Raw genomic sequence first — 11,726 nt, 5'->3', positions numbered from 1 at the left:
GTCCACCTCTACGTCGAGCGCGGCAGCGTCCGCCGCGTGCGACGCATCGCGCAAGATGCCCGAAGCCGGCGAGCCTCCCGTGGGTTCCTCCAGATCTACACCGAATCCCTCTCCGGACTTTCGGTGGCCACGCGCGCGGGGCTCCCCGTGACGTCGCCGTTCCAAACCGTCGTGGATCTGCGCGCGCACCCCGAGGGCGGGGCCCACGCGGCCTTCCTCGAAGCCAACCTTCTACCACGCTTGCGGGAAGGGCCATGACCCGGATCAGCGATCTGCATTGGAACCTCGTCGATGCGCGGGCGCCACGGGTGGCAAGCGTGACGCTCGGCGCGCTCCAACGCGGCGGGCACGAATACGTCCTCGGCGGCGGGTGGGCCGTCTTTGCGCAAGTTCCCGCGGCGCCAAGCGTCGATTGCGACGTCTACGTTCCCGGAGATCTCCCTGGCGACGTGCGCACGGAGCTTGCAAAGCATGGGATCGAAGTGGGGCCGCAGCGTCAGGTCGAGACGCTTGGCCTCGATTCCGTGCAGGAGCTCCTTGGCACCGGCGATACGGATTTGGGCATTCCCTTTGCCGGCTACGTTCCGCGCAAGCTTTTCGCCGGCCGTTTGCAGCAGCGGGATTTGCGGGTGGATCCGCCGATCTCAAACGTCGTCGTTCCGGATCGCGAAAGCCTCGCGCTTGTCAAGCTTGCGGCGTTGCGCGATCGATCCCTTGCGTATCGCGCGCTCGAGGACGGAGCGACGATGGCGCTCCTTGATCCCTCGAGGGCGAACCTGATCCGCGCGCTTTCCCAGGGCTATTTCCTGCGCAAAGCAGGCAAGGATCTGTTCGACATGAGCGTTCTTGTGCCGGAGAAGCGGCAGATTGCCGAATGTTTGGCGCTGGCGGATCGGCACGGAATCCTGGATGCGATCCGAAGATGGCTTGGAAAGGTTCCCGCGCCGATTCTCGACTTTGCCTCGGACGCCGCCGCCCGAACCGAACAGTCCGACCCGGCCGCATGGCTCAGGCGGGTCGCGGAAGCGACTCCCTAGGGCTCGATCCGCCGGAGTTACGACGCGCATTTCTTCGCGTTCATCGTCCCGGGCTCAAGGCAGCCCTTGTGCGAAGGTCGCGGTGACGGGCCGCGCCTTCATGCCCCCGCTCCTCCTTGCCACGTCCATGCCGTACGATCCCCGCCTTGCCGACCGCGTCCGCGCCGCCCTGACGGGCAAGGGCGCCGTCGAGCGCAAGATGTTCGGGGGTCTTGCCTTCCTCGTCCGGGGGAAGATGCTCGTGGGCGTGTTGGGCGACGATCTCGTGGTCCGGGTCGGGCCGGAGGGGTACGAGAGGGCGCTGCGGCTGCCGCACGCACGGCCGATGGACTTCACCGGCCGGCCGCTTCGCGGGCTCGTGTACGTGGGCTCCGCCGGCGTGCGGACGCAGGCGGGTTTGCGCGCGTGGTTGGCCCGTGCGGTGCCGAGGGAGGGCGCCGCCAGCGGGAAGGCGCGGCGGCGCGGCAGGCGCGAAGGCTAGGGGTCGCCCGTCCGGCGCCGCCCCCCGGGCTTTGCACATGGAATTTGCACAATGGTTAAGAACGATTTGCACACTAATTATCTCAGGCACTGTGCAAAATCCTCCCCCGACCGTCCGCGCGCCATGCGACGCCTTCCACCCCGCCTACGAGATCGACGCCAAGGTGGGCGAGCGCCTGCGCCGCATCGAGCGGCTCGACCACGACCTCGCGCTCCTTGAAGCCGGCGACGAGGAGCGCGCAATGCTCCGTGCCGCCCTCTCCTACAACGCCTACGGCACGGCGAGCATCGAGGGCAATCCGCTCACGCTCGACGAGGTCCAAAGCGTGCTCGCCCAAGGCCCCACGCCCGAGGCCATGCGCGCGCCCGACGAGCGCGAGGTCCTCAACTGGGCCGCGTTCATGGAGCGCCTCGGCGAGCGATCCGTGCCCCGCGCGGTCGCGGACGTGGAGGCGTTGCACGCGCTCCTCTTCGAAGGCGTTCTCTCGCCCGCGCGCGGGCTTGGGCGCATCAAGGAGAAAGCGAATTACATCGGTCGCTCCGACGGCACCGTGGTCTACGTTCCGACGCCGCCCGAGCGCGCCGCCGCGGAGCTGCAAGCCGCGCTTGACTGGTATCACGCCGCGCCCGATCCCCCGCTTGTCCGCGCGTGGCTCTTCCACGCCGAGTTCGAGGCGATCCACCCGTTCCTCGACGGAAACGGTCGCCTGGGCCGCGCGCTCATGACGCTCATGCTCCACCACGCGGGCTACCCCGGCGTCCGCCACGCTCTCGTCGACTATGCGATCAACGCCGATCGCGCGTCCTACTACGACGCGCTCGCGCGCGCCCAGCGCCAGCCGGAGGATCTCACGCCGTGGTTGCGCTACGCAAGCGGCGTCTTCGAGAGCGCCTACAGCGACGCCGTCGCACGGCTGACCGTCGGGCGGGACGTCGGGCTCAATCCCCGCCAGGCACAGGTCGCAGCGTGGCTCCTGCGCGTGTGCAGGGGAGACCGGCGCGTGGCCTTTGGGGACGTGCACGCCGCCTTCCCGCACCTCAACCGTCGCACGCTGCAGGAGGATCTCCGGCGGCTCGTCCAAGCGGGTTTCCTCGATCTCCGCGGCGCGCGGCGCGGGGCGACGTACGGTCTTAGTACCCGGTGAAGGACTCGACCTTGATCCGCTCCTTGCCCACGTCCTCCGAGAGAAGCATCCGACGCATGTCCTTCACCATCGCCGGCGGCCCCGCGAGGTAGTACAGAGGCTCGTGCACGTCGTCGAGGTGGCGCGCGAGCATGTCGGCGTCGATGCGGCCGCGCTCGTCGCCACGCGGCGGCTCCTCGTCCGTGACCGTGTGCACCAGGCGGAAGCCCTGCAGCTGCCCGGGTAGCTCGCGAAGCTCCTGCAGGAAGGCCGCGCGGGAGACCGTTGGATTCGAGTAGAACAGGGCCACGTCCGCCTGCGCCCTGGCAAAGAGTAGGTGCCGAAGAAGCGCGCGAAGCGGCGTGATGCCGATGCCGCCGGCGAGGAAGGCCAGGGAGCCTTCCGGCGGGTCGGGCAGCACGAACTGGCCATCGGGCTCGTCCAGATGCAACCGCGCGCCAGCGGCAAGGTTCGCAAGCGTCCGTTTCCACGGCGAATCGCGCTCCTCGATGCGCGTTGCAAACTGCAGGATCGGCTCCTCGGGCGCGCTTGCGATGCTGAACATGTGCTCGCGGTCCTCGCCCCGAAGCTCGTCGGTTTCCGGCAGGTGCACGACCGTGTACTGGCCGGCCAGCGGTTCGAACCCGGGCGGCTTCCCGATGCGGAAGCCAAGCGTGCCCTCCGCGATGCGGTCGACCGAGAGCAGGCTCGTGGCGTACGCGGAGGCGGTTTCGCCGGCGTCGCGCTCGCGCGTCGGCATCCGGGGCTGCCCCGCTCAGTCGCCCGTTCGCTTGAGCTCGTCGATGAACTTGATGGCCTCGCGACGCACGTGGTCCCCCAACCGCGGCTCGATGATGCTGCGGATGCGCGCGGCCTCGATGTTGCGGGCGGCCTCGGTCTTGAAGTCGAGAATGGTCTGGGCCGCGCTCATGACGGCGTCCATCTCCGGGTTCTGGATGAGCGAGGAGAGGACCGTCGTGGGCTCCTTCACCAACGCTTCGGCCGCGCCTGCGCCCGTGGGCCTCCAGCTTGCAAAGACGCGGCTTGTGCTCATCGCCTTCTCGACGAGCTCGCGCTCGTCGGGATCGAGGAGATGCGCGACGAAGCGCGCGTGCTCGTCCATGATCTGCGACCAGAAGGCGACGACCTCGCGGCGGTCGAAGGCGGGCTCCTCGCGTCCGAACCCCTCGAGGCGGTTGACAAAGCGCACGGCTTCGCGCCGCGTGTGCTCGAAGAACAGCGGCCACACGAGGCTTCGGAGCGCGCCGGTCGTCTGGGCCTTGTGCTGGCGCTCCTTGTACTCGATGAACGGGCGGATCTCGTTGGCGATGTCCCGCGTGAACGTGCGCACATCGCCGCGCTGGGGCGGCGGCGAGTTTGCCACGCGCTCGTGGAGGCCTTTGAAGCGCTCGTGGAACTCGAGCGCCTCGCTGCGCGGTTCCTCGGCAAGCTCGGGCGGCATGAGGACCGCGAAGAAGAGCGCGTGCTCGCTCATGATGTTGGTCCAAAAGCGCGCGTCGGCCCACGCGTGCTTGCGCGGATCGAGGTCCTCCTGCGAGGGGAGGATCACCGGGATCTCGTAGGGGCGCTCGACTTCGCCCGCGGCGTTGCGGGCGTACTGCACCATGCCCGCAAGCTCCGGCGTGGGCGGCGTGGGCCGTACGACGTTCAGTCCGCTTGCAGTCCGCTCGCCGCCGGTCCCGGTGCCGATTCGCTGGGCCATGGAGTTCACCTCGCGGGCCCTCTTCCCCAACGTGAGCGGTGGGGAGCGGGTAAAAGGTTCCCCGGCCACGCGCGCAGGCGTCGGTCTTTCGGGTTGCCGCAACGCTCGGCAAGATCGAGGCTGCGCCGGCTTTGGCAAGCTTGCCCGCCCGACCTTCGGTCCCGATCTTGGCGCGCGGCCGGGGTCGAGACACGAGAGCAAGGCCGAGGGGCGCAACCGGTGCCTGGAGCCGGTTTGTCGCAGGCGGCGGGGCCTCGACCGGCGCGCAGAGGCGTGAATCGCGGGGCCCGGGTTTCAACGGCGGGTCGGACGTCCCGGCGAACGCTCCGACGGGCATCTTTGTGCCTTGCGCCGCAGTTTCGGGCGCCTGGCGCGTTGAGGGTCGGTCCAAAGTATATATGGACGCCTGCCGGCGAATGCGGGCCGATGACGCGTAGGATTCGCGCTGTCGGCCTGGCGTTGGTCGCCCTTCTCCTCGTCGCGAGCACGCCCGCGAGCCTGGCCCAATCGTCGTACGTGGGCCTCCACGTCTCGATGGAGAAGCCCCGCTTCGACCTTGGCGAGTCCGTCGTTCTGTACGTCCGCAACGATGGGAACTCGGACGAAGCGCCGCTGTCGAACGTGCAGATCCGAATCGAGTACGCGTCCTTCGACGTCTCCGCGGCCCACACCGTCCACACCGTGACGATGCCCGCGATCCAGCCGCAGACCGTGCACCGTCACGTTTGGGACCAGCGCTTGGACGACGGTTCGCAGGCCCGCGCCGGCCGATACACCGCCTACGTGTATTACGAAGGCGAGAGCCGCGGCGTCACGGACTTCTGGATCAACCCCGCCGCGGGCCTTCGCGTCGCGACTGACAAGGCCGTCTACGCCCGCGGCGAGGTCATGACGATCTTCGTCCACAACCCGGGACTCGAAACCTACCAAGGCTACGTGAATCTCCTCGTGAGCCGGTTCGAGGACATGGGCATCTACGAGGGAAGCGGCATCCGCTGGTGGGGCGGCGTCAACTACGCGGGCGGCTTCGAAGCCGTCATCCCGCCCGGCGAGAGCCGCAGCACGACCTACGATCCCTCGTACATCACCATGACGGACCCGTACCGCCCCACGGTGCTCGTCGTCGCGGCGGCCTTTGGCGGGAAGTTCGGGATCACGCAGGCCGCGATGCAAACCTCCGCGCGGCCGGCACCGCCCCCCCCGTCGACGGAGCCGCCGCGCCCGCCGCCGTCGGCTTCGCTTTCGCTCACGGTCTATCCCTCGACGGCCGCCGTAGGCGAGCCGTTCCTGTTCAACGTGACAAACGTCGGCGACGGCAGGGTCGAGGGGACCCCGTCGTGGACGGTCTTTGGCTTCCGCGCCGACGGCACGATGCACGCCGTGTTCTCGCCCGCGGTCGCCGCCGTGGTGCAGACGCTGCCGCCCGGAGGCTCGTTTTCCCTTCGCTGGGACCAGCGCGACAACGAGGGCCGGCAGGTCGCGCCTGGAACCTACGGCGTCCAATTCGAGATGGGCGGCCATGCGGTCCGCCAGACGTTCTCCATCCGCGGAGTCTCGGCCGAGGGCGCCATCGCCATCGTGTTTGATGGATCAAGCGACGGAAGCTCGATCGTGGCCAACCTCGGCACGAGCGTGCGTTTTGCCGTCGCGTGGAAATCCGAGGCCGTTTCGGACGCCGGCCTGCAGGTCGGCGTGACGACGCTTGGCGGCTTCCGGACCGAGCCCCGGCCGGGCATGACGGCCATGCACGTCGCCGGAGACCAACGCACGCGCGACGCCGGCGAGTGCGCCAGCGACGGCGAGCGCATGGACGTGAACGCGAACGCCGCGCGCGACAGCGGCGCCGCCGACGCAAGCCCGTCCCTGTTCTTCCCTCACAGCGGCTGCTGGGCCGAATGGGAGGTCCGCACGCCCGAAGTGACGGCCGTGACGCTTGCGGTCGGCAAGGGGCACGATCGCGCCGCCGGCGAGCGGGACTGCGCCGCGTGGACCCTCCACGTCGACGGGCGCGAGATCGGCACGACGTCCGAGATTTGCCCGCAGGACGGATGGACCTGGACGACGCTTCGCGTTCCCCTGGGACGCACGCTGACGGCGGGCCTGCACACCTTCCGCGTGACCTACACCGTGACCGCAGGACAACCGTGGACGAACGGATACCTGCAGTCCTTTGCGCTCGAGCAGCCGGGCCCGACGTACTCCGACACGAGCGCAAGCGGCAGCGCGGTCTTCCGCTTCCCCGTCGAAGCCCGCGCCGGCCGCGCGCCCTCGGGCGAGATGCGCTTCAGCTGGGACCTCACGGACGCCGGAGGCGTCGCCTTGTCGCCCGGCTCCTACGTCATCCTGGCCAAGTACGGCTCGCTCGAAGCCCGCGCGCACGTCTTCGTCGCGCCGGCCCTCATCAACATCTCGCCGCCTCCCATGCCCATCCTCGACGTTCCGCCGATTCCGGTCTGCCCGATCTACGGCCAAGCCGCCATGGACGCCGGATCCCCCGGGCCGCGAGCCACGCTCGTCCTGCCCGGCTGCGGATTCGAGGTGAGCGGCGACTCCGTGCGCGGCCAGTTCGTCTCGTTCCGCTACGGCGACGACGGCGCGCTCCTCGACTACGCGGTGGGCGGCACGACGCTCTTTGCGCGCTTGGCCGTCCCGTGCGCCGCGGACGCGCGCGCGGAGATCCGCCTCGTCGGCGGAGCGCTCATGGTCCGCAACGGGTGCGTCGCGTGGACGGTTCGCGACACGCCCGGCGGAGGCATCCTTGGCGCGGCCGTGGGCGACTCGGGCTCGGCCCGCACGTTCACGGTCGCCCTGGGCGCGGGAGCCTCGGCGCGCGTCGAGGGCGCGCACGCCCGCGTTTCGGCCGGCGGCGCCTCCGGGGCGCTTGCGCTCTCCAGCGACGCGTGCGGGTCCTTCTCCGGCACGGGCTCGCGCATCGCCGCCACGCTTGCCGCGGAAGGGTACCGCGGCGACGCCGAGCGCGAGGGCGCGCCGCACTGCACGCTCGTGTTCAAGGGAATGCTGCACGACGCGCCCGTGACGCCCGAGGGCATCCGCGCGGCCGTCGCCGTGTCGGCGGCCGTCGCCGAGGGACGCGTGGGCGCCGAGGTCGTGATCGGCCCGGTCGAAGGCCGGCCCGCGCTTCGCAGCGTGCAGTCCTACGGCGGCGTCGAGGTGGAGCTTCTGGCCGCCTCGTCGACGGCGCTCAAGCTGCAGGTCGGCAAGGAGGCGCACGAGGGCAAGGCCATCGTGGTGAACCTCTGCGACCAGCCGATCCGGTTGGACGGCCGCGCCCGCGTGCTCTTCGACGACCAGCCGATCACGCTTGCCGACTCCATCGAGGACGTCCTCAACCCGCGCGACGACGGCGACAAGCCCGCCGAGTTCCTGCTCGTCCTCACGGCCGGGTGCCCGCAGCTTCTCGTGTCGGTGAGCGGCTTCTCGATCCACACGATCGAGCTTCTCTCGTCCGAGGGGCTCCAGGCGCTCCTTGTCCAGGGCATGCTCCTGGGCGGCGGGCTTGTGGTCATGGCCTCGGTCCTCCTGTTCCGGCGGCCGGAGGAGTGAAAGCCGTTACTGCGCACATGCGCAGGAAACGCCGAGCGGGCGGCTTTCTCGCCCCGGGATAAAACGCGACGTTTTTCCGGACGGTCGGCTGTGGAGCGGCGGAGGGACGACGATGACGGGCGCAATCGAAGGCTTCCTGGGCGTGGCGGTCCTGGGCTTGGCTGCCTTGCTGACCATCGTGGCCGTGGCCGCCCACCGGCGGATCGGCGGGCAGCGACTGGCCATCTTCGCCGCGGCGTTTGCGATCTTCGCGGTGAAGGGCGCGCTCTACGTGGCCAACCAGTTCACGCCCATCGCGATCCTGGAAAGCTGGCCGCTTGCGTTCGACTTCGTGGCCCTGCTCCTCCTGTACTTCGGGACGCTCCGGTGATCCCCGCTTGGAAGGCGACCTCCTTGAGCTCGACGCGCGAAAACGGATCTACGGGTACGTCGCCAAGCACCCGGGAGCCTACCTCCGCGAGATGGAGCGCGAGCTTGGTCTCTCGCAAGGCCAGCTCAACTACCACCTCGACCTCCTCGAGAAGCGAGGCCTTCTCGTCTCCGAGAAGGAGGCGTACACGAAGCGCTACTTCATCCACGGCGGCGAAGGCTACGCGTACCGCAAGATCGTCCCGGTGCTCAAGCCCCGCGCCACGCGCTCGCTCATCGTCGAGATCCTGCGCGCCGGCTGGATCACGCACGGCGAGCTTGCCGAGCGCGTGAGGCTCTCCTCGAGCACGGTCACGTACCACGCCAAGCGCCTCGTGGAGAAGGAGGTCGTCGAGCGGACGCGCGCCTACGGCCTCGTGTACTACCGCGTCCGGGATCCCGAGGCCGTCGTGGATGCGCTCACGGCCATCCGCGAGAGCCTCATGGACGCCGCCGTCGACCGCTTCCTTGCCGGGTGGGCGAACCTCGACGCGCGGCACGTCCGCGCGGAAGCCCCGCCGCCGCCGGCCGGGCCCGCCTACGCGCCCGCGTCCGCCGACGCTCCGGCCCCGACGGGCGCGGCACCCGCGGCCGAAGGGCAGGGGCAGATGCAGCGCGGGCTCGTCCACCTCCTTTTCGCGAAGCTTTGAAGCCCGCTCGGTCCTTCCCCGGCCGATGGTCCACCTCGCGCTCACGGAGGAGCAGCGCGCCATCCGCGATCTCGCCCACGCGTTCGCGGAGAAGGAGATCCGCCCGGTCGCCGCGAAGGCGGACAAGACGAAGGAGTTCCCCTGGCCCACGGTCCGCCGCATGGGCGAGCTTGGCTTCCTTGGCGTGAACGTGCCCGAACAGTACGGCGGCGCCGGCGCCGACGCCGTGAGCTTCGCGCTTGTCACCGAGGAGATCGCCTGGGGCGACGCCACGCACATGGGCGCCTTTGGCGCCAACAACTCGCTCACGTGCGCTCCCATCCTCCGCTTCGGCACCGAGGAGCAGAAGCAGAAGTTCCTCGTTCCGCTCGCCTCCGGCAAGTGGCTTGGCGCCTACTCGCTCTCCGAGCCCTCGGCCGGAAGCGACGCTGCCGCGCTCAAGACGACCGCGCGGCGCGAGGGGGACGTCTACGTCCTCAACGGCGTGAAGTCGTGGGTGACAAGCGGCAGCATCGCCGATCTCGTGCTCGTCTACGCGACGATCGACCCGGCGCTTGGAAGCCGCGGCGTCACGGCCTTCCTCGTGCCCAAGGGAACCCGCGGCATGACCGCGGGCAAGGTGGAGGACAAGATGGGCATGCGCGCAAGCCCCACCTCGGAGCTCGTCTTCGAAGACTGCGCCGTCCCCGCCGAGAACGTGCTTGGGAGGCCCGGCGAGGGGTTCAAGATCGCCCTCTCCACGCTCGACGGCGGCCGCATCATGAGCGCCATGGGCGCCACGGGCATCGCGCGCGCGGCGCTCGAGGACGCGATCGGCTACGCGAAGACGCGGGAGGCCTTTGGCAAGCCCATCGCCAACCATCAGGCGATCCAGCACATGATCGCCGACATGGCCACGTGGATCGACGCCGGCCGGCTCCTTGCCCTGAAGGCGGCGCAGCTGCGCGACCGCGGCGAGCGCTACACGATGGAGGCAAGCGTCGCCAAGCTCCTGGCGACGGAGCGGGCGACCCAAGTCTGCCTCCGGGCCGTGCAGATCCTCGGGGGCGCCGGGTACACCCGCGAGTTCGCCGTGGAGCGTTATCTCCGGGACGTGAAGGTGTTCGAGATCTTCGAGGGGACAAGCGAGATCCAGCGCCTCGTGATCGCCCGCCAGTTGGGCCTTCACGCATAGGAACTTTCGAGCGCCGCGGTGGCTCCAATGCATGCATCTTGACGATATTGATATGTCAGCGTTCCGCTGGGAGAATCGAATACGCTCGCCCGACAAGCCTTATCTATGAGCGATCGGTCGAAAGTGGCCACCGGCGTCCACCGGAAACCGGGGTGCGGCGGGCGTTTTCGAATAGAGGTTCTGGAAAGTCCTTATATGCGGCGCTGGGCACCTATGGGACGAAGAGGCGCGCCGCAAGGCGCGGCTCGACACGACCCGTAACGGCAACCGGGTCGCAGTGGGACACCCCGATCTCCAGCGACAGGTACGGCAACACCTTCCATTTTTCGCGGTGTCCCTCCCTTTCTTCCTGCAGCCAGTCCGCTCGCTGCGATGAATGATCATCGCAGCCGGCGGGCGCGCGCTTCTTTTCCGTCCGTCCTGCAGGGTTAAATACCAAAAGCGCAATCGCAACCCCCGCATCCGCCTCAGGTGCATTCATGGCAACCGGACTCTTCGCCGCGCGAAAGCTTCAGAAGAACCGCGCAAAGCTGCGCTGGAGCGACCGCTACTACAAGCGCCGCATCCTGCAGCTCAAGAAGAGGTCCGACCCGCTCGAGGGCGTTCCGCAGGCCCGCGGCATCGTCATCGAGAAGGTGGGCATCGAGGCCAAGCAGCCCAACTCGGCCATCCGGAAGGCCGTCAAGATCCAGCTCATCAAGAACGGCCGCCAGGTGACCGCCTTTGCGCCGGGCAACGGCGCCATCAACTACATCGACGAGCACGACGAGGTCCTCGTCGAGGGCATCGGCGGGCGCATGGGCCGCTCGTACGGGGACATCCCCGGCGTCCGGTACAAGGTCATCCAGGTCAACAACGTCTCCCTCCTCGAGCTCGTTCGCGGGCGCAAGGAAAAGCCGATGCGGTGAACCCATGGCGCCCGACGAGACTCCTCCGGCCGACGCGACTCCGACCACCCCCGCTGCGGCAAACCCCGCCCCCGGCACCACCACGCTCCTGTTCGACCGGTGGGACACAAGCGGCGTCGAGGTCGCGGACGCCTCGCTTCGCAAATACATCAACCTCCACGCCGTGCGCATCCCTCACACGAGCGCGCGCCACGCGAACAAGCCCTTTGGCAAGCAGCGCCTGAACATCGTCGAGCGGCTCGTGAACGTCGTCATGAAGAGCGAGATGTACACGGGCAAGAAGAGCAAGGCCTACACGGTCGTGCACGACGCGCTTGCGATCGTCGAGCAGAAGACGAAGCAGAACCCGATCCAGGTGCTCGTCCGCGCGATCGAGAAGGCCGCGCCGCGCGAGGAGGTCACGCGCCTGCGCTACGGCGGCATCTCGGTCCCCAAGGCCGTCGACGTGTCGCCCTCGCGCCGCCTCGACATCGCCCTTCGCCACCTGTGCGAGGGCGCCCGCGCGCTCGCGTACAACCGCAACCCGCGCGCCATGCACGAGTGGCTTGCGCAGGAGATCATCCGCGCCAGCAAGGGCGAGATGGAGTCGAAGGCGGTCGCAAAGAAGGAAGAAGTCGAGCGCGTCGCGAAGTCGGCGCGGTAGCGCGCAAGCAGACGG

Annotated in this window: 12 protein-coding genes; 10 read left to right on the top strand and 2 right to left on the bottom strand. The window is 69.0% G+C overall.

Going from position 1 to position 11,726, the window contains the following annotated elements; all coding sequences use genetic code 11:
* The 4 genes from VM681_03695 to VM681_03680 all read left to right on the top strand — a co-directional run.
* Window positions 1–258, top strand: a 258-nt coding sequence (locus VM681_03695) for a hypothetical protein (protein HVL87100.1), incomplete at its 5' end; no start/stop codon positions are given.
* A gap of 266 nt (window positions 259–524) precedes the next feature.
* Window positions 525–1,037, top strand: coding sequence for a hypothetical protein (locus VM681_03690; protein ID HVL87099.1), 513 nt, complete (start codon window positions 525–527; stop codon window positions 1,035–1,037).
* Between the two features lie 100 nt (window positions 1,038–1,137).
* Window positions 1,138–1,518 carry a TfoX/Sxy family protein gene (locus VM681_03685; protein ID HVL87098.1) on the top strand — a complete coding sequence of 127 codons (381 nt, stop codon included), beginning with the start codon at window positions 1,138–1,140 and terminating at the stop codon, window positions 1,516–1,518.
* A 91-nt stretch (window positions 1,519–1,609) separates the two neighbouring features.
* Complete coding sequence (locus tag VM681_03680; GenBank protein ID HVL87097.1) at window positions 1,610–2,662, top strand: Fic family protein; 1,053 nt, start codon at window positions 1,610–1,612, stop codon at window positions 2,660–2,662.
* On the opposite strand, the gene VM681_03675 is transcribed toward VM681_03680, so the two are convergent.
* Window positions 2,649–3,401: an FAD-dependent oxidoreductase gene (locus tag VM681_03675; GenBank protein HVL87096.1), complete on the bottom strand. Its 753-nt coding sequence runs from the start codon at window positions 3,399–3,401 to the stop codon at window positions 2,649–2,651. The genes VM681_03680 and VM681_03675 overlap by 14 nt on opposite strands.
* A gap of 15 nt (window positions 3,402–3,416) precedes the next feature.
* A complete protein-coding gene (locus VM681_03670) occupies window positions 3,417–4,364 on the bottom strand; it encodes a DUF2935 domain-containing protein (GenBank protein HVL87095.1) in 948 nt (315 codons plus the stop codon).
* Window positions 4,365–4,790: 426 nt separating this feature from the next.
* Here VM681_03670 and VM681_03665 point away from each other — a divergent pair, with 426 nt between their 5' ends.
* The 6 genes from VM681_03665 to VM681_03640 all read left to right on the top strand — a co-directional run bounded on the left by VM681_03665 (window position 4,791) and on the right by VM681_03640 (window position 11,711).
* Window positions 4,791–7,928 carry a hypothetical protein gene (locus tag VM681_03665; GenBank protein HVL87094.1) on the top strand — a complete coding sequence of 1,046 codons (3,138 nt, stop codon included), beginning with the start codon at window positions 4,791–4,793 and terminating at the stop codon, window positions 7,926–7,928.
* A 112-nt stretch (window positions 7,929–8,040) separates the two neighbouring features.
* Window positions 8,041–8,298, top strand: a complete 258-nt coding sequence (locus VM681_03660) for a hypothetical protein (GenBank protein ID HVL87093.1) — start codon at window positions 8,041–8,043, stop codon at window positions 8,296–8,298.
* A 7-nt stretch (window positions 8,299–8,305) separates the two neighbouring features.
* The gene (locus tag VM681_03655) at window positions 8,306–8,986 is read left to right on the top strand and encodes a winged helix-turn-helix transcriptional regulator (protein ID HVL87092.1); all 681 of its coding nucleotides are present in this window, start codon (window positions 8,306–8,308) and stop codon (window positions 8,984–8,986) included.
* 25 nt (window positions 8,987–9,011) lie between these two features.
* Window positions 9,012–10,160, top strand: coding sequence for an acyl-CoA dehydrogenase family protein (locus tag VM681_03650; GenBank protein ID HVL87091.1), 1,149 nt, complete (start codon window positions 9,012–9,014; stop codon window positions 10,158–10,160).
* Window positions 10,161–10,639: 479 nt separating this feature from the next.
* Window positions 10,640–11,068, top strand: coding sequence for a 30S ribosomal protein S12 (locus tag VM681_03645; protein HVL87090.1), 429 nt, complete (start codon window positions 10,640–10,642; stop codon window positions 11,066–11,068).
* 4 nt (window positions 11,069–11,072) lie between these two features.
* Window positions 11,073–11,711: a 30S ribosomal protein S7 gene (locus VM681_03640; protein HVL87089.1), complete on the top strand. Its 639-nt coding sequence runs from the start codon at window positions 11,073–11,075 to the stop codon at window positions 11,709–11,711.
* Window positions 11,712–11,726: the final 15 nt, after the last annotated feature.

This window comes from Candidatus Thermoplasmatota archaeon (genome assembly GCA_035541015.1).
Taxonomy (GTDB): domain Archaea; phylum Thermoplasmatota; class SW-10-69-26; order JACQPN01; family JAIVGT01; genus DATLFM01.
This window is presented reverse-complemented; position numbering and strand designations above follow the sequence as displayed.

Excerpts from the sequence above, each read along its gene's own strand:
- VM681_03640 (HVL87089.1), top strand. The coding sequence starts at position 11,073 with ATGGCGCCCGACGAGACTCCTCCGGCCGACGCGACTCCGACCACCCCC.
- VM681_03665 (HVL87094.1), top strand. The coding sequence starts at position 4,791 with ATGACGCGTAGGATTCGCGCTGTCGGCCTGGCGTTGGTCGCCCTTCTC.
- VM681_03685 (HVL87098.1), top strand. The coding sequence starts at position 1,138 with ATGCCCCCGCTCCTCCTTGCCACGTCCATGCCGTACGATCCCCGCCTT.
- VM681_03675 (HVL87096.1), bottom strand. The coding sequence starts at position 3,401 with ATGCCGACGCGCGAGCGCGACGCCGGCGAAACCGCCTCCGCGTACGCC.
- VM681_03650 (HVL87091.1), top strand. The coding sequence starts at position 9,012 with ATGGTCCACCTCGCGCTCACGGAGGAGCAGCGCGCCATCCGCGATCTC.
- VM681_03645 (HVL87090.1), top strand. The coding sequence starts at position 10,640 with ATGGCAACCGGACTCTTCGCCGCGCGAAAGCTTCAGAAGAACCGCGCA.
- VM681_03670 (HVL87095.1), bottom strand. The coding sequence starts at position 4,364 with ATGGCCCAGCGAATCGGCACCGGGACCGGCGGCGAGCGGACTGCAAGC.
- VM681_03660 (HVL87093.1), top strand. The coding sequence starts at position 8,041 with ATGACGGGCGCAATCGAAGGCTTCCTGGGCGTGGCGGTCCTGGGCTTG.